Source organism: Nonomuraea marmarensis (assembly GCF_043197025.1).
GTDB classification, from domain to species: Bacteria; Actinomycetota; Actinomycetes; order Streptosporangiales; family Streptosporangiaceae; genus Nonomuraea; species Nonomuraea marmarensis.
On sequence record NZ_JBICRM010000006.1, the window covers coordinates 211,576 to 234,451 of the forward strand.

The 22,876-nt window shown below is 68.8% G+C and carries 19 protein-coding genes; 12 read left to right on the forward strand and 7 right to left on the reverse strand.

Annotated features, from left to right (window positions below):
- Positions 1-9 precede the first annotated feature (9 nt).
- From ACFLIM_RS12220 to ACFLIM_RS12250, 7 genes are all read left to right on the forward strand, one after another.
- Entirely contained in the window at positions 10-2,487 is a 2,478-nt protein-coding gene (locus tag ACFLIM_RS12220) for an ATP-binding protein (protein ID WP_393164622.1), read from the forward strand.
- A complete protein-coding gene (locus ACFLIM_RS12225; RefSeq protein WP_393164623.1) occupies positions 2,484-4,772 on the forward strand; it encodes a type IV secretion system protein in 2,289 nt (762 codons plus the stop codon). The genes ACFLIM_RS12220 and ACFLIM_RS12225 overlap by 4 nt, the downstream gene beginning before the upstream one ends.
- A 2-nt stretch (positions 4,773-4,774) precedes the next feature.
- The gene (locus tag ACFLIM_RS12230; protein ID WP_393164624.1) at positions 4,775-5,401 is read left to right on the forward strand and encodes a hypothetical protein; all 627 of its coding nucleotides are present in this window, start codon (positions 4,775-4,777) and stop codon (positions 5,399-5,401) included.
- Positions 5,398-6,492, forward strand: coding sequence for a C40 family peptidase (locus ACFLIM_RS12235; RefSeq protein WP_393164625.1), 1,095 nt, complete (start codon positions 5,398-5,400; stop codon positions 6,490-6,492). The genes ACFLIM_RS12230 and ACFLIM_RS12235 overlap by 4 nt, the downstream gene beginning before the upstream one ends.
- Positions 6,493-6,505: 13 nt before the next feature.
- Positions 6,506-6,901, forward strand: coding sequence for a (deoxy)nucleoside triphosphate pyrophosphohydrolase (locus ACFLIM_RS12240; RefSeq protein WP_393164626.1), 396 nt, complete (start codon positions 6,506-6,508; stop codon positions 6,899-6,901).
- A gap of 61 nt (positions 6,902-6,962) precedes the next feature.
- The gene (locus tag ACFLIM_RS12245; protein WP_393164627.1) at positions 6,963-8,282 is read left to right on the forward strand and encodes a hypothetical protein; all 1,320 of its coding nucleotides are present in this window, start codon (positions 6,963-6,965) and stop codon (positions 8,280-8,282) included.
- A 98-nt stretch (positions 8,283-8,380) separates the two neighbouring features.
- A complete protein-coding gene (locus tag ACFLIM_RS12250) occupies positions 8,381-9,667 on the forward strand; it encodes a hypothetical protein (RefSeq protein WP_393164628.1) in 1,287 nt (428 codons plus the stop codon).
- 56 nt (positions 9,668-9,723) lie between these two features.
- On the opposite strand, the gene ACFLIM_RS12255 is transcribed toward ACFLIM_RS12250, so the two are convergent.
- The 7 genes from ACFLIM_RS12255 to ACFLIM_RS12285 all read right to left on the reverse strand — a co-directional run bounded on the left by ACFLIM_RS12255 (position 9,724) and on the right by ACFLIM_RS12285 (position 17,041).
- Positions 9,724-10,476 carry a succinate dehydrogenase/fumarate reductase iron-sulfur subunit gene (locus ACFLIM_RS12255; RefSeq protein WP_393164629.1) on the reverse strand — a complete coding sequence of 251 codons (753 nt, stop codon included), beginning with the start codon at positions 10,474-10,476 and terminating at the stop codon, positions 9,724-9,726.
- The gene (locus ACFLIM_RS12260) at positions 10,473-12,371 is read right to left on the reverse strand and encodes a fumarate reductase/succinate dehydrogenase flavoprotein subunit (RefSeq protein ID WP_393164630.1); all 1,899 of its coding nucleotides are present in this window, start codon (positions 12,369-12,371) and stop codon (positions 10,473-10,475) included. The genes ACFLIM_RS12255 and ACFLIM_RS12260 overlap by 4 nt, the downstream gene beginning before the upstream one ends.
- Positions 12,372-12,383: 12 nt before the next feature.
- A complete protein-coding gene (locus tag ACFLIM_RS12265; protein WP_393164631.1) occupies positions 12,384-13,172 on the reverse strand; it encodes a hypothetical protein in 789 nt (262 codons plus the stop codon).
- Positions 13,173-13,360: 188 nt separating this feature from the next.
- Positions 13,361-13,810 carry a response regulator gene (locus ACFLIM_RS12270; RefSeq protein WP_393164632.1) on the reverse strand — a complete coding sequence of 150 codons (450 nt, stop codon included), beginning with the start codon at positions 13,808-13,810 and terminating at the stop codon, positions 13,361-13,363.
- On the reverse strand, positions 13,803-14,948 hold the full coding sequence (locus ACFLIM_RS12275; RefSeq protein WP_393164633.1) for a sensor histidine kinase: 1,146 nt from the start codon (positions 14,946-14,948) through the stop codon (positions 13,803-13,805). Before ACFLIM_RS12275 ends, ACFLIM_RS12270 begins: the two co-directional genes overlap by 8 nt.
- Complete coding sequence (locus tag ACFLIM_RS12280; protein WP_393164634.1) at positions 14,945-16,078, reverse strand: PP2C family protein-serine/threonine phosphatase; 1,134 nt, start codon at positions 16,076-16,078, stop codon at positions 14,945-14,947. Before ACFLIM_RS12280 ends, ACFLIM_RS12275 begins: the two co-directional genes overlap by 4 nt.
- Before the next feature lie 33 nt (positions 16,079-16,111).
- A complete protein-coding gene (locus ACFLIM_RS12285) occupies positions 16,112-17,041 on the reverse strand; it encodes a LysR family transcriptional regulator (RefSeq protein WP_393164635.1) in 930 nt (309 codons plus the stop codon).
- Between the two features lie 133 nt (positions 17,042-17,174).
- On the opposite strand from ACFLIM_RS12285, the gene ACFLIM_RS12290 reads away from it, so the two are divergent.
- The 5 genes from ACFLIM_RS12290 (at position 17,175) to ACFLIM_RS12310 (ending at position 22,858) form a co-directional block, all read left to right on the forward strand.
- Positions 17,175-17,912, forward strand: coding sequence for a succinate dehydrogenase cytochrome b subunit (locus ACFLIM_RS12290; RefSeq protein ID WP_393164636.1), 738 nt, complete (start codon positions 17,175-17,177; stop codon positions 17,910-17,912).
- Positions 17,913-18,028: 116 nt separating this feature from the next.
- Entirely contained in the window at positions 18,029-19,960 is a 1,932-nt protein-coding gene (locus tag ACFLIM_RS12295) for a fumarate reductase/succinate dehydrogenase flavoprotein subunit (protein ID WP_393164637.1), read from the forward strand.
- 85 nt (positions 19,961-20,045) lie between these two features.
- Positions 20,046-20,786, forward strand: a complete 741-nt coding sequence (locus tag ACFLIM_RS12300) for a succinate dehydrogenase/fumarate reductase iron-sulfur subunit (protein WP_393164638.1) — start codon at positions 20,046-20,048, stop codon at positions 20,784-20,786.
- 93 nt (positions 20,787-20,879) lie between these two features.
- Positions 20,880-21,146, forward strand: a complete 267-nt coding sequence (locus ACFLIM_RS12305) for a glutaredoxin domain-containing protein (RefSeq protein ID WP_393164639.1) — start codon at positions 20,880-20,882, stop codon at positions 21,144-21,146.
- A 242-nt stretch (positions 21,147-21,388) separates the two neighbouring features.
- Positions 21,389-22,858 carry an AAA family ATPase gene (locus ACFLIM_RS12310; RefSeq protein WP_393164640.1) on the forward strand — a complete coding sequence of 490 codons (1,470 nt, stop codon included), beginning with the start codon at positions 21,389-21,391 and terminating at the stop codon, positions 22,856-22,858.
- Positions 22,859-22,876: the final 18 nt, after the last annotated feature.

Consider the following 22,876-nt stretch of genomic DNA (forward strand, 5'->3'; position numbering starts at 1 on the left):
GGGGGCGGCATGAGCAGGGCGTCCCGAGCGCACCAGCGCCTCGCGGTCCGCTATTTCGACGACCGCATCCTGCTCACAGACACCTGCGCATGGGCGTACTTCCGCCTCCCGACGGTCAGCTACGAGTTCGTCACGCCTGAGGAGCGCGAGGCGCTGGCCACCAACATCACGATCGCGCTGGCCGCGATCAGGATGCCCGACGCCGAGGTCCACCTGCGGGTGGCGCACCGCACCTACCCGGCCGCGGAGTGGGCCATGGCGCTCAACGCCACCTCCGACGAGGGGCCTGGCTGGCGCGACTATCTGGAGGAGATGTACCGGCACGTCTGGGCGAAGGACTTCTGGTCCAAGGAGGTCTACCTCGGCGTCCGGCTCGGACCGCGCGGCAAGCAGCTCGGCAGCGGCGTGCTCTCCCAGCTCCTCGGCTTCTACCAGAAGACCGAGAGGGCGCTCGGCATGGAGGACGACCACGTACCCGACAGCGAGATCGGGCGGTGGACCGAGCAGGCGGAACGCCTCGGCCGAGCGCTCGCGTCAAGCGCTCTCTACGCCAGGCACGCCACCTCCGTCGAGGTGGCGTGGTTGTTCCAGCACGCGGCCGCGGGCGCGCTCGGCGACCCGCCGCCGTCGGCCAGCCCGAAGCGGCGCTGGGGCAGGGGCGAGATCGAGTCACTGGTCGAGGGCGAGATCCACAACGGGAGGTCGCTGCTGCGGATCGTGCAGCCGCAGGGGGACTCGTACGTGGCCTACCTGTCGTTCGCGCGCTTCCCCGACCTCATGCCGTTCCCGGACGGTGAGCCGTGGATGCACTTCGCCGACCAGCTCGCCTTCCCGGTGGAGATCTCGTCGAGGATGCGGCTGATCCCGCCGGTCAAGGCGTCCAAGGACGTGGCGCGCAAGCTGGCGCACGCCCGTGACATGGACCACCACATCCGCGAGGCCGGCGCGGAGGCGCCGCTGGCGCTGGCCGAGCAGATCGACGCGGCCCGCATGCTGGAGCACGGCATCACCAAGGAGCGGCTGCCCTTCGTGTACGGCTGGCACCGCCTGATCGTGTCGGCCCCGAACGAGGACATCTGCGTGCAGCGGGTCGAGGCGGTCGTCGAGCACTTCCGCGACATGGGCATCGACGTGGTCAACTCGACGGGCGACCAGTTCTCGCTGTTCTGCGAGGCGCTGCCGGGCGAGAAGGTACGCCTCAACGCCTACGCCCAGCGCCAGCCCCTGCGTACGATCGCGGGCGGCATGGCCACCGCCACCGTCGATCTCGGCGACCGGCTGGACGACGGCAACGAGGGCTGGCTGGGCCCGTACATCGGCGAGACCGTCGGCAGGGCCCGCAGCATCGTGCACTTCGACCCGCTGGTGGCGGCCACCCGCAACCGGCCGACCGCCATCGCGATCACCGGCGAGCCAGGCGGCGGCAAGACCACGCTGGCGCTGCTGATGATCTACCAGATGGCGCTGAGGGGCGTGACGGTCGCGGTGATCGACCCGAAGGGCGACGCGGAGTCGCTCGTGCAACTGCTGGACAAGCGGGGCCGCAAGGCCAGGATCATCCCGCTCGGCTCGGCCGCTCCGGGGCTGCTCGACCCGTTCTCGTTCGGCGACGACATCGCGGCCAAGAAGACCATGGCCACCGAGACGCTGCGGCTGCTGCTGCCCCGCATGTCGGAGGAGCGCGAGTCGGCGATGATCCAGGCGGTGGCCGCGGTGTCCAACGCCCCCGACCCCTCGCTCGGCAAGGTCGTCGACTTCCTGGAGCAGGCCGACGACCCCGCCTCGAAGAACCTGGGCGCCGTGTTGCGCTCCATGTCGGAGATGCACCTGGCGACGCTCTGCTTCGACCCCTCTGGCGGCGACCAGATCGACACCGAGGGGTGGACGACCGTGTTCACGCTGGGCGGGCTGACGCTCCCCGACGTGGCCACGACCAGGGACGACTACTCCTACGAGCAGCGGCTGTCGGTGGCGCTGCTCTACCTGGTGTCCCAGTTCGCGCGCAGGCTGATGAACGGCCTCGACCGGCGCGCCCCCAAGGCGATCTTCCTGGACGAGGCATGGGCGATCACCTCCACGCCCGAGGGCGCCAAGCTGGTGCCCGAGGTCAGCCGGATGGGCCGCTCCCGCAACACCGCTCTCGTGCTGGTCTCGCAGAACGCGGGAGACCTGCTGAACGAGCAGGTGACCAACTGCCTCTCGTCCGTCTTCGCGTTCAGGTCCACCGAACGGGTGGAAGTGGACCACGTCATGTCCCTGCTCGGGGTGGAGTCGTCGGAAGAGCACAAGGCCGCGCTGCGCTCACTCGGCAACGGCGAATGCGTATTCCGCGATCTGGATGGCAGGGCGGGGCGCATCGGAGTAGACCTGATCTCCGAGGAACTGCTCCGCTGGCTGGACACGAACCCAACACACGACAAACCCGACGGCGCCGGGCATGATGATCTTCAAGGGGGCGTGGGCAGAGCGCAGGAGGTACGGTCATGAAGATCCGGCTATCCCGACGACTCGCGCTGGCTCTCGCGTTCGTCACCGGCATCCTCGTGGTGCCGATCGTCGTGGGCGGGGTGTCGGCGCCGGTCGCCGCGGCCCCGTGTGACCTGTCGGGCCCGCTCGCACCCGAGATGGTCGGCGGAGGCACCGACGGCCTGATCCAGCCGCCGCCCCCCGAGGGCGGGGCGCCGGCGGCGACCACCAACTACGCCCAGTTCGGGATGAGCGGCCAGTTCTGGCACACCCACGAACTGGGCTGCTCCGACTACGTCGCCGTGCTCGGCAACATGTGGGCCAACGGCGTCTTCACCGCGGCCAAGGCCGTCGACCGGCTGACGATCACCACGTACCAGGCCGCGGCGACAGAAGGACCGCTCCAGTCGATCAAGGACGTGGTCGACGACATCATCACGAACCTGTCCAACGCCATGTACTGGCCGTACCTGCGCCCGATCGTGATCCTCGGCGCGATCTGGCTGGCCTGGTACGGGCTGATCCGCAAGCGGGCCACCACGACCGCCGAGGGCGTGATCTGGATGGTCCTGGCGGTCACCGTGGCGGTGTGGTTCTTCAGCAGGCCCGGCGACTTCACCGGCCTGGGCAAGGTCGTGACCGACAAGACCGGCGAGGTCGTCAACTCCGCCTTCTCCGGCCTGCCCGGCGCGGGCGGGGCCTCCTGCCTGCCGCCGCCCGGTGAGGCCAGCCCGCAGGTCAAGGCGGGCGGCTACGCCCAGACCGGCACGCCGGGCGTCGACCAGAACGCCGACGCGCTGTGGTCCACGCTGGTCTGCAAGCCGTGGCTGGTGGGCCTGTTCGGCACCGCCGACCCGCAGCAGCCGATCGTGCGCGACTGGGGTCGCAAGGTGCTGGAGATCCAGTCGATCCCGCCGGTGACCGCCGGCCAGCCGGCTCCCGACGTGGGGGCCCGCCAGTCCGAATACGCCTCGCTGGCCGACAAGCTCAGGAACGACCCCCGCTACACCGTCTTCTCCGGCAGGGACTGGTCCAACAGACTCGGCGTGGCCGTCGGCGCGTTCATCGCGGCCCTGGTGGCGGGCACGCTCATCTTCCTGGTGGCGGTCTCGCTGCTGGTGCTGAAGGTCGGCTTCCTGCTGTTGCTGATCCTCGGCCCGGTGTTCCTGCTGATCGGCGTACATCCGGGCAGCGGCCGGATCGTGGCCATGCGCTGGGTGGAGATGCTCATCGGCACGCTGCTCAGGCAGGCCGTGCTGACGCTCGTGCTGAGCGTCCTCGTGTACGGGTACGCCCTGATCATCTCCACGGCCATGCCATGGGGGCTGCAGGTGCTGTTCATGGCCCTGCTGACGATCGCGGTGTTCTTCTACCGGCGGCCGTTCCAGCACCTGTTCGCCTCGATGAGCGGCCACACGGTCGCCACCCGCATGCTCGGCGAGGCCGCGAGCTCGTCGGTGCTCGAACGGTCGGCGGGCGTGTTGCCGCCGGTCGCCCAGGCCAGGATCGGCCGCTGGGGCCTGCGCAAGGCCGAGCCGCTCATCAGGGCGGCGGGCGTGGCCAACCCGGCGGGAGCGGCGGCGGTGGCGGCCACCGGTCAGGCCCGGGTCCGCGGCGAGGAAGGCGAAGGCGCTCCCTCGGGCGCCAGGATCCCGGCCACGGCGGCGCCGCTCGACACCGACCAGCAGGGCGGCAGGGCGGCCGGCCGGCCGCCGCTGGAGCCGCGCAGGGGCACGGCGCCGCCGCTCAACCTGAGCGGCACGCCCACCCGCACGCGCGGCGCCGGGGGCGGCCCTCGGATGGCCAGCGCGTCCGGCTCGGGTAGTGCGGGTGGCTCCGGCGGTTCGGGTGGCTCTGGCTCGGCAGGCGGCTGGTTCGGCGGACGGTCCGGCGGTGGCTGGGCCTCGCGTGGCGGCTCGTCGGCAGGCTCGCGCGGCGGCTCTGGCGGGTCGCGAGGGTCGAGGTTCGGTGGTACCGGCGGCTCGCGGTCGGGCGGCTCGCGTTCGCGCGGCGGGTCCGGCGGCGGGCTGTTCGGCGGCGGCTCAGGCGGTGGGTCGGGTGGCGGCTCCGGTGGCGGGCTGTTCGGCGGGGGGTCCCGATCAGGCGGGGCCCGGTCGAACGGCGCTCCCAGGTCCGGCGGCGGCACCTCGCCCGGTCCCCGGATCTTCGGCTCCGACGAGCCGTCGTCCCGCACCTCCGAGGCGCCACCGCTCTGGCTGCGCAGCAGCCGCAACGGCGGCGGCTCCGGAGGTGACAACCCCTCCGTGCCGTTCTGGCTCAAGCCGAACAACCCCGACAAGGACTGAACATGGCGCAGCCAGGTGACAGGCGCGGGGTGGCCTTCGCCGCCATCGTGGTGGTCATCGCCGCCGTCGGCATCTACCTGACGATGTGGCCGGACTCCGGAGAGGAGCCCGCGCCCCCGCCGCAGGAGACCCGGGTCGCCAGCGCGCCCGCCGCGTCCAGCAGGCCGCTGGCGACCGCGAGCGCGGCGCCGTTCGACGTCTACTCCTACCTGCCGATGAAGAAGGAGCAGCTCGCCGCGGCGGCGGACCTGGCCGAACGGTTCACCGCCGTGTACGGCACGTTCAGGTACGACGAGGATCCCGCGGCCTACGCGGCCCGGGTGAAGGCGTACACGACGGCCGAGCTCGGCAACATCCTGACCAGGACCATCACCTCGGCGGGCACCGTCGACCAGAACCGCAACGACCAGATCGTCTCCACGGCCACGGCCAAGCTGAAGGAGATCAGGCAGATCGAGAAGACCTCCATCGTCTTCGTGGTCACCGCGACCAGGCAGGTCACCGCCAAGAGCGGCGACAAGCTGCTCACGGAGGAGCTCGCGGTCACGGTGAGCCAGCTCGGGGCCGACTGGCGGATCTTCGAGGTGCTGCCGGCGACCGAGGGCCAGGACGGGGACACGACGGGGTGAGACTCTCACGAGCGCGCCTCGCCCTGCTGATCGGCTTGGCAGGGGCGCTACTGCTGGTGGCGGTCATCGTGTCGCCGATGTTGCTGATCTCGATACCGTCCTTCATCACCGACGGAAGCACCTCCGTCGACTGCGCGGACACCACTCAGGTGGAGGAGGTCTCGGAATCGGGCACCTCCGACATCCCCGCCGAATACCTGGACCTGTACCAGGAATACGGCAAGAAGATCGGCGTCCAGTGGAACATCCTGGCCGCCGTCGGCAAGCGCGAGACCGACCACGGCCGGTCCAGCCTGCCCGGCGTCAAGAGCGGCACCAACTCCGCGGGCGCGGCGGGGCCGATGCAGTTCCTCATCTCCACCTGGGGCGGCAAGGCCCGGATCCCGATGTCGTCGCAGTTCAACGGGTACGCCTCGGACGGCGACGGCGACGGCGTGGCCGACGTCTACAACCCGGCCGACGCCATCCTCGGCGCCGCCAAGATGCTCAAGCGCAACGGCGCCCCCGAGAACGTCCGGGATGCGCTGTTCGTCTACAACCGGGCCTGGTGGTACGTCGATCAGGTCGAGGAGATCGCCAGGAAATACGCCAAGTCCGGTGACGTCAAGGTGCCGCCGCAGGCCTCGGAGGAGTGCGACGACCCCCTGGTGGAGGCCGCGCCCAGCGACGTCGTGGCCAAGATCCTCCAGTATGCGCTGGCGCAGCGCGGCAAGCCGTACCTGTGGGGTGGGACGGGGCCCGACTCGTTCGACTGCTCGGGGGTCATCTATGCCGCATACCGTTCGGCCGGGCTGTTGATTCCCCGTACGACGTTCGGGCAGTGGCCGTTCGGGGCGAAGATTTTAGACGGCGAGGAGCAGCCGGGGGACCTGGTGTTCTTCAACGCCGGCCCGGGCACCTCCGCCGCCAGCCCTGGGCACGTCGGGCTGGTCGTGGCGAAGGGCAAGATGCTGGAGGCGCGGTGCCGGTTGTGCGGTCCGATCAAGGTCACGAGCTACCAGGCCCGCGGCAACCGCGTGGGCTTCACCCGTCCCATGCAGAACCCCGACGTGCTCGACCAGCTCAAGAAGCTGCAGAATTCGTCCCTATGAGGATTCTCAACATATGAGCGCGATCGTGGTCGTGGCCGCGGTGATCGTCGCCCCTGGCGGCCGGGTGCTCGCCGCCCAGCGCGCCGAGCCCGCCTCCCTGGCCGGCGGCTGGGAGTTCCCCGGCGGGAAGGTCGATCCCGGCGAGAGCGAGGTGGCGGCGCTGGTCCGGGAGTGCCGCGAGGAGCTCGGGGTGCAGGTCGCGGTCGGGGCGCGGGTCGGCGGTGACTGGCCCCTGTCCGAGGGGTACGTCCTGCGCGTCTGGCTGTGCTCCTTGGCCTCGGGCACTCCGGAGGCCAAGGAGCATCTGTCGCTGCGGTGGCTGGGGCCCGGCGAGTACTACGACGTCGAGTGGCTCGCGGGCGATCTGCCCATCATGAAGACCGTGGAGAATCTGCTCCAGCGGGATTAGGACATCTCTCTCTGTGACATACTGGTTACTACGTGTGATATGTCGCAGTGGGGGAGTGGACGTGATGCGTCGTGGCTGGATCATCGCCGGGGCCCTGATCCTGGCGGCGGTCCCCTCCGTGCCCGTGGCGGCGGCCGGGGTGTCGCTGGTGCTGGAGCGGGTCAACGGGTCGGACGGCGCGGGTAAGTGGGTCAGGACCGGGGACACGCAGCGGTTCCGGGTGCGGTTGAACGGGATGGCCAAGGGGGCGAAGGTGGCGGTGGCCGCCAGCCCGGTGGAGGCGCTGTCGGAGGTGGCGTGCGCGCCGTCGCGGGCCACTCGCCCGGCGGCGACCCCCGCTCCGGCGAGCGCGGCCGCAGCGGCTCCTTCAGCGACCGCCGCGACCGCCGCGACCGGGGCGACGGGTGCCGCGCCTGCGACTGGGATGGGCGCTGCCGTCACAGCCGGGGCGGCGAAAACGGCTCCGTTGAGCGCGATCGGCTCGGCTGGGAGCGGGTCCGTCGCGAGCGGGGCGGCAGCGGGCGGGGCGAGGGTCGGCGGTGCCACGGCTGCGGCTGGGGCGCTGGCCGTGCATGCGCTGGCCGTTGTGGGCACCCCCGCGTTCACCAGCACCGTCATGCCGGGAACGCGGGTGTGCACGCTGGGGAACGTCTCCGGGGAGCAAGCCGTGGACGTGACGCTGACCGCGCCGGCGGGGGCGAAGAAGGTGGTGCTCGCGGCGGCCGCCAGGATGCGGAGCGCCTCAGGCGACGGGCTGACGACCATGAGCAAGACCGCCGTCAGCCGGGTCAGGGGCGCGGTTACAGGTGAGGCGGCGACGTTCACCGGCCAGGCGGTCCGCGTGCAGCCCAAGCACGGCAACAGCGCAGGGGCACAGGCCGCGAAGGTCAGCCAGTCGGCTGGCGCCGGGTCCGCTGGAACCGGGTCCACCGGGATCGGGTCTGCTGGGGCCGAGTCCGCCGGGACCGGGTTGGCGGGGCAGGAGTCGGCTGGGGTGGCGGACAGCGGTGGCCTGACGTTGCCTCGGGCCGCGCCGCAGCAAACCCTTCCCGCCGTGTCCCCGCAGGCCCTCACCGGTGCACCTGAGGCCGTGGGCACGCCCGGCGTACCCGAGGCCGGGACCATGGCCGGCGCGCCCGCGGCAGGGAGTGCGCCCAGCGTGCCGGCGCCGCTCGATGCGGAGGCGGCGCGGGGGATCGCGCCGTTGCCGTGGGAGGTGGCCGCGTCCGCGAAGCGGATGGTCCGGCCGGCCGGAGGGGCGAGCCCGTTGGAAGGGCCCAAGGGGTTGCCGGTGGTCGCCGGGGGGATCGGAGTGCTCCTGGGGGCCCTGTGGTGGATTGGCACGGTACAACGGGGCCGTAAAGGTAGAAAGGTGTTGTAATACCGTCTTTACTGTTACTTTTACCCGGCTAGTATTCCCTTGACCATGGATCTGGGACTACGCGGAGGGCACCGGTGGCACGCAGGCGAGCGACAGCCGTGTCTGCAATCGTCCTGGCGCTTGGCCTGGCCGGCGCCGGAGCGACACCGTTCATCGTGCAGAGCGCGAGCGCGTCCGCGGTGGCGTACGACCCGCCGGTCGAGCCCTGCGACGTCGGGGACGTGTGCGACACCACGCCACAGACCACTGTGACGGAGACCGTGACGGGCACGCCCACGGACGTGCCCGAGACGACGATCACCAAGACCGTCACCGCCTCTCCGACGAAGAAGACCAAGTCCCCGACGCCGACGAAGACCACCACACCCCCGTCGAGCACTCCGCAGAACACCACCTCGCAGAACCTCCAGCCGCTGCCCTCGCAGAGCGCCGAGGTGCCCTCCAGCACCCCGACCACCGAGTCGTCCGTCCAGATGCCGACCGTCGCGCCCACCGAGACGGTCGCCACCGCGCTGCCGAGCGAGACGCAGTCCGCCTCGTCGGAGGCGATCCTGGAGTTGCGTCAGGCGGCGCCGGAGTTCGACCAGCGGACGCTGACGCAGAAGCTCAGCATCCCCGCGCTGGTGCTGGTCCTGCTCGCCCTCTTCGCCGTCCTGATCTTCGAGGGACGGCTGCGCCGGATGGCCCACGCGGCGGCCGTGCGCAAGGCGGGGCCCCAAATGGGCCGCCCCGACGCGCCGCTCCCGGGTGCGGGTTACCCCGCGGGTCCCGGTTATGCCACGGCGGGCTTCCCGGCCCCCGGGTATCCGGGCGGCACGGCGTACGCGCCGATCATCAGCTTCGTCCCCGTGCAGACCTATCCGAGCGGCCAGGTCCAGTACGGCGCCGTCTACCAGGAACCGGGTTACCCGTACCCGCACCAGGGGTCCGCACCTGAGCCCCCGTCGGAGCCCGTGGTGCTGCACCCGGACGAGTTCGACTCCTACAGTCACGAGCCGCCGCCCAAGGAGCCCGAGTACCGCGACCCGTTCGAGCCGGTGATCCCGCCGACGGACATTCCGCCGGGCGGCGCGAGCCCCTTCGAGAGCGCTGGCCAGGAGCATCCGTTCGGCCCGGCCTCGTCGGCGGAGTCGGGCGACTCGGAGCCCTGGCAGCCCACGGGCCCGTCGCTGTTCGATCCGGCCGCGAAGGATCTCCTCAACGGCGGTCCACGGGATGAAGGCGGTCCAGGGGATTACGAGCCGCCTCCCTACGTGCCGGCCGACGAGGACGCGACCACCGTCCAGCCGCTGCCGCCTCAGATGTATCAGCAGGAGGAGAGCGGTTCCGAGCCCACCAAGGAGATGCCGGACTCCAAGCGCAAGCGCTGGGGCCGCAAGAAGTAACACGAAAGGGGGCTGGGATCCACCGGATCCCAGCCCCCTTCTTCGCGTTCAGAGACCTACTTGGCACGCTTGAAGATCTTGTTGCCCAGCCACACCAGCGGGTCGTACTTCCGGTCCACCACGCGCTCCTTCATCGGGATCAGCGCGTTGTCGGTGATCTTGATGTGCTCCGGGCAGACCTCGGTGCAGCACTTGGTGATGTTGCAGTAGCCGAGGCCGTGCTCCTCCTGGGCCGCCTCCTGGCGGTCCGCCACGTCGTACGGATGCATGTCCAGCTCCGCGATCCGCATGAGGAAGCGGGGACCGGAGAAGTTGGTCTTGTTCTCCTCGTGGTCGCGGATCACGTGGCAGATGTTGTTGCACATGAAGCATTCGATGCACTTGCGGAACTCCTGGGAGCGCTCGACATCGACCTGCTTCATCCGGAATTCGCCGGGCCGGACGTTGGCCGGCGGCGTGAACGACGGGATCTCCCGGGCCTTCTGGTAGTTATAGGAGACGTCGGTGACCAGGTCCTTGATGACGGGGAACGTCCGCATCGGCGTGACCGTGATGGTCTCGTCCTCCTCGAAGGTGGACATCCGGGTCATGCAGCCCAGCCGCGGCTTGCCGTTGATCTCCATGCTGCACGAGCCGCACTTGCCGGCCTTGCAGTTCCAGCGCACCGCCAGGTCGGGCGCCTGGGTGGCCTGGAGCCGGTGGATGATGTCGAGGACGACCTCGCCCTCGTTGACCTCGACGGTGAAGTCCTCGAGCTTGCCCTCGCCGCCCTCACCGCGCCAGACCTTGAACTTCGCCTTGTAGCTCATTTCGAAATCCCGTCGAACTCGGTCATCTCTTCGTCGGTGAGGTACTTGTTCAGCTCGTCCCGGTCGAAAAGGGTGATCAGGTCGCCGCGCATGGACGGCTGGACCTTCTCCTCGACCTGGACGGCGGAGCCGTCCTCGGTGGAGCAGGCGAGCAGCTTGCGGCGCCAGTCCGGATTCATCCCCGGGAAGTCGTCGCGGGTGTGCCCGCCGCGGCTCTCCTCGCGCAGTAGTGCGGCGCGGGCCACGCACTCCGACACCAGCACCATGTTGCGCAGGTCGATCGCGAGGTGCCAGCCGGGGTTGTAGATGCGGGATCCGGCCGCCCCGATCAGCTGTACGCGCTCCCTGAGCTTCTCCACGACCCCCAGGGCCTCGGAGACCTCCCCGGCTTTGCGGATGATGCCGACCAGGTCGTTCATGGTCCGCTGGAGCTCGTGGTGGACCTCGTACGGGTTCTCGCCCGTGCGTCCCAGCGGCGCCAGTGCCTCCTCGCGTGCCTCGTCCACGAGCTCCTGCGCCACCTTGGGCCTGGCGGCCAGCCCGTCCACGTACGCCGCCGCGCCCGCGCCCGCCCGGCGCCCGAACACCAGCAGGTCGGACAGCGAGTTGCCGCCCAGCCGGTTGGAGCCGTGCATGCCGCCGGAGACCTCGCCGGCCGCGAACAGCCCCGGCACGGCCGCGGCCCCGCTGTCGGCGTCCACCTCGACGCCGCCCATGATGTAGTGGCAGGTCGGGCCCACCTGCATGGGCTCGGCGGTGATGTCGACGTCGGCCAGCTCCTTGAACTGGTGGTGCATCGACGGCAGCCGCTTCTTGATCTCCTCGGCGGGCAGCCGGGTCGAGACGTCCAGGAAGACGCCGCCCTGGGGCGAGCCGCGACCGGCCTTCACCTCGGCGTTGATCGCGCGGGCCACCTCGTCACGCGGCAGCAGCTCCGGCGGGCGGCGGTTGTTGGCCTGGTCGGTGTACCAGCGGTCGCCCTCCTCCTCCGTGGTGGCGTACTTGTCCTTGAACACCTCGGGGATGTAGTCGAACATGAAGCGCTTGCCCTCGGAGTTGCGCAACACGCCGCCGTCACCGCGTACGGACTCGGTGACGAGGATGCCGCGCACGGACGGCGGCCAGACCATCCCGGTGGGGTGGAACTGGATGAACTCCATGTTGATCAGTTTCGCGCCGGCGAGCAGGGCCAGGGCGTGGCCGTCGCCGGTGTACTCCCAGGAGTTGGAGGTGACGACGTACGACTTGCCGATGCCGCCGGTGGCCAGGACCACGGCCGGGGCATCGAAAAGCACGAAATTTCCGGACTCGCGCCAGTAGCCGAACGCGCCCGAGATCTTGTCGCCGTCTTTGAGCAGGCGCGTGATCGTACACTCGGCGAAGACCTTGATGTAGGCCTCGTAGTCGCCGTGCGTCTCGTAGTCCTCCTGCTGGAGCGCGACGACGCGCTGCTGCAGCGTACGGATCATCTCCAGCCCGGTACGGTCGCCCACGTGTGCGAGCCGCGGGTACTCGTGCCCGCCGAAGTTCCGCTGGCTGATCTTGCCGTCCTTGGTGCGGTCGAACAGCGCGCCCCAGGCCTCGAGCTCCCAGACGCGGTCGGGCGCCTCCTTGGCGTGCAGCTCGGCCATCCGCCAGTTGTTGAGGAACTTGCCGCCCCGCATGGTGTCACGGAAGTGCACCATCCAGTTGTCGTCGGGGTTGACGTTGCCCATCGCGGCGGCCGCGCCGCCCTCGGCCATGACGGTGTGCGCCTTGCCGAACAGCGACTTGCACACGATCGCCGTCTTCTTGCCCTGCTGGCGGGCCTCGATCGCGGCCCGCAGGCCGGCGCCGCCCGCGCCGATGACGACGACGTCGTACTCGTGACGCTCTGTGTTAAGCGAGTTTTCCACTGAAGCTGGTCCTTACGCGTACGGGAAGGCGATGAGGCCCTTGGCCACCAGGCGGACGTACAGGTCGGCGCCCATGACGGAGAACATCGAGGCCCACGCGAGGGGTTGGTGCTTGGCGTTGAGCTTGGAGACGAAGGTCCAGGCCCGATACCGCAGCGGGTGACGGGAGAAGTGGTTGAGCCTGCCCGCCGTGATGTGCCTGCAGGAGTGGCACGACAGCGTGTAGGCGTTGATCAGGACGGCGTTCGCGATCAGGATCCAGGTGCCCAGACCGAGCGGCTTGTGGATGAGCGCCAGGACCGCGTCGTAGGCCAGGATGAGGCCGATGACGATGGCCGCGTAGAAGAAGTACCGGTGGATGTTCTGGATGATCAGCGGGAAGCGGCGCTCGCCGGTGTACTTGCCGTGCGGCTCCTGTACGGCGCAGGCCGGCGGCGACAGCCAGAACGAGCGATAGTAGGACTTGCGGTAGTAATAGCAGGTCAGCCGGAACCCACCGGGCAGGCCGAGGATCAGCAGCCCCGGCGACAGGGTGTACCAGTCGCCGATGGGCGCCCAGCCGAACAACCGCGCCCCCGGGGGGCAGAGCGCCTCCACCAGGCAGGGTGATGCGAACGGCGCAACGTAGGGATCGACGAAAAAGCTGTTGTCGATGATCGCCCACACGCCGTAGACAAGGAACGAGCTGAGCCCGAGGAATGTCAGTAGCGGGACCAGCCACCATCTGTCCGTGCGCAGGGTGCGCACCTTGACTTGCGCACGCTGCCTTCTGACCGGAGCGTCGGGCGTCGTCTGGGTCATCAGGGACCTCTCCACCTCCCGCGGACCCTTCGCGCAGGGGGTCCGTGGTTTCGTTTTGCTGGGCGCGCGGGCGGTATCCGCTCAGGCGCGCATTGGTGGGGGATACGTTACGACGACCGCATCGATATTTGTGAGCGGGATCACTCACAATTTCGATGACCGGCTGTGATTCCTGTCACGTACGCCCGTCAGGTGCGTTGCCCCTGCGCCGGCAACTTAACCACCGTTACGAAAAAATCATCAATCTGCCGGACAACCCGGATAAATTGCTCAAAGTCTACCGGCTTGGACACGTACGCGTTCGCGTGCAGCCGGTAGCTGTGCAGGATGTCCTCCTCCGCCTCGGATGTCGTCAGGATCACCACCGGGATCGTCCGCAACGCGGCGTCGGCCTTGACCTCGGCCAGCACCTCCAGACCGCTCATCCTGGGCAGGTTGAGGTCGAGCAGGATGAGGTCCGGGCGTGGCGCCTCGGCGAAGTCGTTCTCCCTGCGCAGGTACGCCATCGCCTGCTCGCCGTCGTTGACCACGTTGAGCCGGTTGCGCACCTTGTTGAAGTCGAACGCCTCCTTGGTGAGCAGGATGTCCCCCTGGTCGTCCTCCACCAGGAGCACCTCGATCGGGCGCCAGTCATTCATCGTCGTCTCCAGCCGCGGGCAGCGTCCAGCGGAACGTAGCACCATGGCCCTCCGTACCGCCGTCGAGCCACAGCTGTCCGCCGTGATACTCGACGATCTTGCGGCACAGTGCCAGGCCGATGCCAGTCCCTGGATACACGTCACGGGCATGGAGACGCTGGAATATCAGGAAGATGCGGTCGGCGTACTTCGGCTCGACCCCGATGCCGTTGTCCGAGCAGCTGAACTCCCACATGGCGCCGTTCCGCGTCGCCCCGATGTGGATGCGCGGCGGCTCCTCGGAGCGGAACTTGACGGCGTTCTCGATCAGGTTCTGGAACAGCTGGGTGAGCTGCAGCCGGTTGCCCGTGACCTTCGGCAGGTCGTCCCTCGTGACCGTGGCCTCGGTGTCCTCGATCGTGGCCGACAGGTTCTCCAGTGCCGTGTCCAGCGCCGCGCCGGTCTCGATCGGGGTCTTCTCACCGGTGATCCGGCCGACCCTGGAGAAGTCGAGCAGGTCGTTGATCAGCAGCTGCATGCGCTTGGCGCCGTCGACCGCGTAGTGGATGTACTGCCTGGCCCGCTCGTCGAGCTCGGAGCCGTAGCGCTGCTCCAGCATCTGGGTGAAGCTGGCGACCTTGCGCAGCGGCTCCTGGAGGTCGTGGCTGGCGACGTAGGCGAACTGCTCCAGCTCGCTGTTCGACCTGCGCAGCTCCTCGGCCCGGTCGCTGGTCTCGCGCCAGGCCGACACGATGCGGTCGCGCATGGAGTCGAGGTGGCTCGACAACTCGGCCAGCTCCGCCGGGCGGTCGACGTGCAGGCCGTGGTCGAAGTCCCCGGCGGCGACCGCGCGTACCTGCTCGGTGAGCTGGTCGATCGGCTTCAGCACGGCGTAGCGGACCATGAACGCCAGCCCCGCGCCGAACGCGAGCATCACCGCGCACAACACGATCAGGGCCATGTTGAGCCGGTCGAGCTGCGCGGCCACGGCGGGCGGCTCCGTCAGCTCGCGGGCGCGCGCGCTCATCATCATCGCGACCACGATCCCGGCCAGGAACACGACCCCGGCCACCGAGCCCATGACCAGGAACCAGCGGGCGACGGGCAGCCGGCCGAGCCCGGTCGGCTCCTTGGGGGGAGGCAGCGGGTGGATGCTCATGCTCTCCTCCTCCGCACCAGGACCACGGCGAGGTCGTCGCTCAGCGTGCCCACGTGGGTGATGAGCCGGTCCAGGTCTATGCCGCCGTGCTCGCGTACGAGGTCGAGCAGGCCGTCCACGCCGAGCAACTCGTCGCGCTCGCCCACGGTCGCCTCGATCAGGCCGTCGGTGTAGAGCATCATCGACCACTCCTCGCCCAGCGGCACGTCGATCACCGCCCACTCCGCGTCGGCGAAGATCCCGAGCGGCGGGCCAGACGGGGTGTCGTGCACCACCTCGACGACGCCCTCGCGCACCAGCACGGGCGGCGGGTGGCCGACCACGCGCATCATGGCGTGGCTCAGGTCGGCGGTGATCGTGGCCATGCAGAGCGTGGTGAAGATCTCCGGGGCCTTGCGCTCGGCCCGCAGCAGCGCGTCGAGCGTACGCAGCAGCGTGTCGCCCGTCTGCCCGGCCAGCACCAGCGTGCGCCAGGCGATGCGCAGCGCCACGCCGAGCGCGGCCTCGTCGGGGCCGTGCCCGCACACGTCGCCGACCACGACGTGCACCGCGCCGTCCGGCGTCTGGACGGTGTCGAAGAAGTCGCCGGCCAGCGTCCCGCCGCTGCCCGGCAGGTAGCGGGTCACGTGCTCGATCGCATCGGTACGCAGCAGGGCGTCGGGCAGCAGAGCGCTTTCCAGCCTGGCGTTCTCCTTGGCCGTCAGCTCAGCCTGGACGAGCCGGAGCTGGGCCAGGTCGGCCCGCTTGCGCTCCATCGCGTACCTGATGGCCCTGGCCAGCAGCCGCGCGTCGGTGTCCCCCTTGATCAGGTAGTCCTGAGCACCGGCCTGTACGGCGGCGACGCCCATGTGCGCGTCCCTGAGCCCGGTGAGCACCAGCACGGCGGCGTGCGGCGCCAGCGCCAGCACCTCTTCCAGAGCCTCCAGCCGGTCGGCGTCGGGCAGCGAGAGATCCACCAGCACACACTGGATCTTCGGGTTCAGCTTGGCCTTGGCCTCCTGCAGGCTCTTGGCCCAGAAGATCCTCGGCGGCGCCTCGGCCTCCTTGAGCAGCTCTTCGACGAGGAAAGCGTCGCCGTCGTCGTCCTCGATGAGGAGCAGCGTCAGCGTTTCTGAGAGATTTGCCGTCACAAACGCCTCTTCGGGGAGTCGGATCGTTCTTGCTCATTCTGCGATGAGCTCTACCCCTTGTGGAAGCGTGCCCTCGTGTCCGGCTTCTACGACAAATGACAGCAGGCTTTCCCTGAACGCCTGCGCGGCCCGGGTCGGCTCGACGTCCTTGCGGTGGGCCAGCGCGATCGTACGGCTGAGCCCCGGCGGCGCCAGCGGTGTGCCAGACAATCCCGGCCGCCCGTCGAGCACCATCGACGGCACCACGGCCACCCCCAGCCCCGCCTCCACGAACCGCAACACCGCGTCCATCTCGCCGCCCTGCACCGCGAGCCTGGGCTCGAACCCCGCCTGCCGGCACGCCGCCAGCGTCGCCTCCCGCAGGTCGTAGCCGGGCCGGAACATCACCATCTGCCGGCCGCGCAACTCCCCGATCTCCATGTACCGGCTTCTCGGCGGCTCATGGGAGGGGGAGACGACCACGAGGTTCTCCTTGAGGATCTCCTCGGTCACCAGCGAGGGGTCGTCGCTCTGCAGCGGCATGATGATCAACGACAGGTCGAGGTGCCCCCGGGCCAGCGCCCTGACCAGATCACGCGAGCCGCCCTCCTCGACCAGCAGCTCGATGCCCGGGTACGCGCGATGGAAGCGGGCCAGCGCGTCGGCCAGCAGCCCCGCGCACAACGACGGGGTTGCCCCCAGTCGCACCCGGCCCCTTCTGAGCCCCGCCAGCTCGGCCACCTCCTGCCTGGCGGTGTCGGCGTCGGCGAGCATCCTGCGGGCGAGCGGCAGCAGCGCCTCACCGGCCGGGGTCAGGGCCACGTTGCCGCGCGCCCGGGAGAACAGCGGGGCGCCCAGGTCGCTCTCCAGGGCCTTGATCTGCTTGCTGAGCGACGGCTGGGCCACCCTCATGCGCTCGGCCGCCTGAGTGAAATGCCGGGCCTCCGCCACCGCGACGAAGTACGCGAGCTGCTGCAACTGCATGTGATATTCCTCGCACCGGCGGGCGCTCTCGCCTCATGGCGACCGTCAAACCACGGATTATAGCCGCTGGCTATCGAAACCAGGCTCTCCATGACTTGGACGGATCATCCCTGGATATCTAGCTTTTGAAGACGTGACTGCCACGATAGAACGCGGTGCCGCCACCGCGCCTGTTACTCCCCCCGCTCCTAGGCGAACCGGCGGATTCCTTGGCTCGTCTAACGGCAAGAAGGTCGTGATGGCCGTCACGGGCGCCGTGATGGTGCTCTTCCTCGTCGGCCACATGCTCGGCAACCTCAAGATCTTCTTCGGCCGGGACTCCTTCAACGAGTACGCCCACGCGCTGCGCACGCTGCTGGAGCCGATCGCTCCCTACCGCACACTGCTGACGATCGTGGAGGTCGTGCTCGTCGCCTCGGTCGTCCTGCACATGTGGGCCGCGATCTCGCTGGCGCGCCGCGCCGGTAAGGCGCGGCCGGTCAAATACGTCGCCAAGAAGTCGCAGGGCGGCGGCTACACGACGCACATCATGCGGTTCGGCGGTGTCACGATCCTGCTCTTCGTGATCTGGCACCTGCTCGACCTGACGTTCGGCGTCGTGAACCCCAAGGGCTTCGACTCCGCCCCCGCCGACCGGATGATCGCCGGGTTCGACGCGTCCCGGTGGTGGGTCACGCTGATCTACCTGGTGGCCGTCGTCATGGTCGGCCTGCACCTGCGGCACGGCATCTGGAGCGCGTTCCAGACGCTCGGCTGGGCCAACCGCGCGCGCAACCGCGGTCTTCGCCTGGTGTCGGGGCTGCTGTCCGCGGTGCTGGTCGTCGGCTTCCTGGCGCCGCCTCTCGCGATCACGTTCGGAGTTGTGAAGTGAGCGAACCCGACGCAGTGAGCGGAATGGACGCGCGACGCCCGCGAGCGGAGCGAGCAAGTCCGCAGAGTACGTCGCGAAGCGGGTCCGCGGAGCGAATGAGGAGCGGTGAGCGACCAATGAGCGCGAAATATGCGGAAGGTCCTGAGATTCAGGACACCAAGGCTCCTTCCGGGCCCATCGCGGAACGGTGGGAGCAGCGGAAGTTCAGCGCCAAGCTGGTCAACCCGGCCAACAAGCGCAAGCTGAACGTGATCGTGGTCGGCACCGGCCTGGCCGGCGGTTCGGCCGCCGCGACGCTGGGCGAGCTGGGCTACAACGTCAAGTCGTTCTGCTACCAGGACACGCCGCGGCGGGCGCACTCGATCGCCGCGCAGGGCGGGATCAACGCGGCGAAGAACTATCGCGGCGATGGTGACTCCATTTATCGGCTTTTCTACGACACGGTGAAGGGCGGCGACTTCCGCGCCCGCGAGTCGAACGTCTACCGCCTCGCCCAGGTCTCGGTGAACATCATCGACCAGGCCGTGGCACAGGGCGTCCCGTTCGCCCGCGAATACGGCGGCCTGCTGGACACCCGGTCGTTCGGCGGCGCCCAGGTCTCGCGTACGTTCTACGCCCGCGGCCAGACGGGCCAGCAACTGCTGCTGGGGGCGTACCAGGCGCTGGAGCGGCAGATCGCGGCCGGGACCGTGACCATGCACACCCGGCACGAGATGCTCGACCTGATCGTCGCCGACGGGCGGGCGCGCGGCGTCATCGTGCGCGACATGGTGACCGGCGAGATCGAGCGCCACCTGGCCGATGCCGTGGTGCTGGCCACGGGCGGCTACGGGAACGTGTTCTTCCTGTCCACGAACGCCAAGGGCTGCAACACGACGGCGATCTGGCGGGCGCACGAGCGCGGCGCGTACTTCGCCAACCCCTGCTACACACAGATCCACCCGACGTGCATCCCGGTGTCGGGCGAGTACCAGTCGAAGCTGACGCTGATGTCGGAGTCGCTGCGCAACGACGGCCGGGTGTGGGTGCCGCTGCACAAGAACGACACGCGCGCTCCCGGCGACATTCCGGAAGAGGAACGCGACTACTATCTGGAGCGGATTTATCCGGCCTTCGGGAACCTCGTCCCTCGGGACATCGCCTCCCGCGCCGCCAAGAACGTCTGCGACGAGGGCCGCGGCGTCGGTCCCGGCGGGCTCGGCGTGTACCTGGACTTCAGGGACGCCATCGGGCGTTTGGGGCGCGACGCCGTGGAGAAGAAGTACGGCAACCTGTTCGAGATGTACGAGCGCATCACCGGCGAGAACCCGTACGACGTGCCGATGCGCATCTACCCGGCCGTCCACTACACGATGGGCGGCCTGTGGGTGGACTACGACCTGCAGTCGACGATCCCCGGCCTGTTCGTCATCGGCGAGGCCAACTTCTCCGACCACGGCGCCAACCGCCTCGGCGCGTCGGCGCTGATGCAGGGCCTGGCCGACGGATATTTCGTCCTTCCGACCACTCTCGGCGACTATCTCGCGAACGGTCCCTACGGGGACGTGGACGATGAGGCCGTGGCCGAGGCCGAGATCCGCGTCCGTTCGAAGATCGACCGGCTCCTGTCCGTGAACGGCACCCGTACCCCCGACTCCTTCCACCGCGAGCTGGGCAAGCTCATGTGGGACTACTGCGGCATGGAGCGCACGGAGGAGTCGCTGCGCAAGGCGCTGGAGCGCATTCCCGAGCTGCGCCAGGAGTTCTGGCAGAACGTCAAGGTGTCGGGCACCGCCGAGGAGCTGAACCAGGTCCTGGAGAAGGCCGGGCGGGTGGCGGACTTCTTCGACCTGGCCGAGCTCATGTGCCTGGACGCCCTGGTCCGTACGGAGTCCTGCGGCGGCCACTTCCGCGCCGAGTCCCAGGACGCCGACGGCGAGGCGCTGCGCGACGACGAGCACTTCGCGCACGTCTCGGCCTGGGAGCACTCGCCGTCCGGCGAGCCGGTGCTGCACAGGGAAGCGCTCGAGTACGAGTACGTCAAGATGACCCAGCGGAGCTACAAGTGAGCGAGCGAAGCGAGCGAACCATCAGACGCAGCAATCTGTTCATGCCCGGGTTCGGGCGACTGAGCGAAGCGAAGGAGCCCCGGGCATGAATCTGACCCTTCGCGTCTGGCGGCAGAGCGGCCCTTCCGATTCCGGACGGATGGTGAAATATCAGGTAGAGGATGTTTCCCCGGACATGTCCTTCCTGGAGATGCTGGACGTCCTTAACGAACGCCTCATCCTGGAGGGCGACGACCCGATCGCCTTCGACCACGACTGCCGCGAGGGCATCTGCGGCATGTGCGGCATGGTCATCAACGGCGTGGCGCACGGGGAGCAACGCGCGACGACGACGTGTCAGCTGCACATGCGCCACTTCGAGGACGGCGCCACGATCACCATCGAACCGTGGCGCGCGGCCCCGTTCCCGGTGGTCAAGGACCTGGTGGTGGACAGGAGCGCGTTCGACCGCATCATCCAGGCGGGCGGCTTCGTCTCGGTCCCCGCAGGCTCGGCCCCGGACGCCCACAGCATCCCGGTACGCAAGGAGGACACGGACGCGGCCTTCGACGCGGCGACGTGCATCGGCTGCGGCGCCTGCGTAGCGGCCTGCCCGAACGGCTCGGCCTCCCTCTTCACCGCGGCCAAGATCACCCACCTGAGCCTGCTCCCACAGGGCCAGCCGGAGCGCTTGTCGAGGGCAAAGGCCATGGTGGACCAGATGGACGCGGAGGGCTTCGGCGGCTGCACGAACACGGGAGAGTGCACGGCGGTATGCCCCAAGGGCATTCCCCTGGACACGATCGCCCAGATGAACAGCGACTACCTGAAAGCCAACGCCAGGTAGGCAGGTCGACCGCCTGACACCCACCCCGCGCAAAAGGGCTTCGCCAGGGGCGCTTCGCGGGGTGGGCTCAGACCGACGCGAACGGAGGACGCCATGGCGGAGGATCGCGACGGGGTGGTCGTCTACTGGCGGCCTATGTGCACGTACTGTATGAAGCTGTTCGTCAAGCTCCTCTTCACCCGGCTGCGCTACACCAAGGTGAACATCTGGAAGGACCCCGAGGCGGCCGCCTTCGTTCGCTCGGTCGCGGACGGAAACGAGACCGTGCCCACCGTGACCGTGGCAGGCAGGCCCATGGTGAACCCGTCGAGGCGCCAGCTGCTGGACGCGGTCGCTATGTACGCCCCGCACCTGCTGTGAGCAGGCGTTCAGCTGTGGGGTCAGCACCAGGCCGGTGATGCCGCCCTACCGGCCGTGTCTGGTCGGAACGCGCGGTGCCCGTGCCGGTCCAGCCGATTAGGACCTGGTCCGGCGAGCCGACGGTGTCGTCTGAGGAGTAGAGCGAGTTGCACGAAGTCGTCTGAGAGGTCTGCGGGGACTCAGCTGTCCAAACAATGATAGTTCTGGTTATCATAGTTCTGCCTATCATTGTAAGGAGAACCATGCTCAGCAAGCCGCAGCGGCTGTTCGGCCGTGATGTGGAGTGGGGAGAGCTGGCTGACTTCGTCTCCGCTTCAACCACGGGTGCCACTTTGGGACTCGTGTACGGTCGCCGCCGCCAAGGCAAGACCCTCATGCTCGAACTGCTGGCCGAGGAGACGGGCGGCCTGCTTTTCGCCGCCACTCAGCAGACCGAGGCGCAGAATCTGGCCGATCTGGGCGCCGCCTACGCCGCCTACCGCGGGCTGCGTCAGGCGGTCTCGTTCGGCAGCTGGCGAGAAGGGCTTGACGAGCTGCTGCGCCTCGGCGAAGAACGCGCCACACCGGTGATCATCGATGAATTCCCCTACCTGGTCTCCGCCACGCCGGCCCTCCCGTCCTACCTTCAGCAGGCGCTCAGCCCGATGGGGCATGCGAAGGAGCGCACTCGTACGCGCATGATCCTTTGCGGTAGCGCTCTCACCACGATGGCCCAATTGCTCGGCGGAGGTGCTCCGCTACGGGGGCGAGCGGTGCTCGAACTGATCGTGCGTCCCTTCGGATTTCGCGATGCGAGTGTTTTCTGGGGTTTGACCAAGGACCCGGAGTTGGCTTTCCGGGTGCACGCGCTCGTTGGCGGCACACCCGCGTACCTGGAAATGTGCGGCGGGTCGGGGCCCGCGAATCTCGATGGATTCGATCGGTGGGTTCAGCGGCGATTGCTGAATCCCGCGTCGGCGATGTTCCGGGAGGGTGGACTGTTGCTACGTGAGGAGCCGTCGATTTCCGATCCCACGTCATACGCCGCCACCTTGACCGCCATCAGCGCCGGTAACCACCGGCGTTCTGAGATCGCGGCAGCCCTTGGCCGTCCGACCAGCGCGATGGCTCACCTCCTCTCTGGTCTGCGGAGCATCGGCCTCGTCGAACAGGTCGATGACGCGCTCAGGGAGAAGCGGAGCGTGTTCAAGATCGCCGAGCCGATCGTCCGGCTGCATCAACTGGTCACGCAGCGCCGAGAGCCCGAGCTGGTCAGTGGCCAGGCCGCCCGGGTCTGGCGGGCCAACGCCGACACGGTCGCCGCCAAGATCTACGGTCCTCATTTCGAGGATCTCGCCCGGGAGTGGTGTTTCCTGCATGCTTCCAGCGACACGCTCACCGGAACGGCGAGCGCCGTACGCCCCAGCGATATCTCATGTCCCGCGCACCGTCAGGGGCATGAACTCGACATCGTCGTAACGGAAACGAACTCTTTCGCCGCCGACCGGATCATCGCGATCGGGGAGGCCAAAGGCACCATTGCTCCCGTGGATGTTCCTCAACTGCAAAGGTTGGAGCATCTGCGCGCTCTGCTTCCCGACGCCCGGATCGACAGGCAGCCCAAGTTGCTGCTGTTCGCCCGATCGGGGTTCACCGATGATCTGGTGGAGGTGGCGCGAGGCCGGGCTGATGTGGAGCTTGTCGACCTGGAGCGCCTGTATTCGGGGGAATGACCCGACGCGAACCACAGG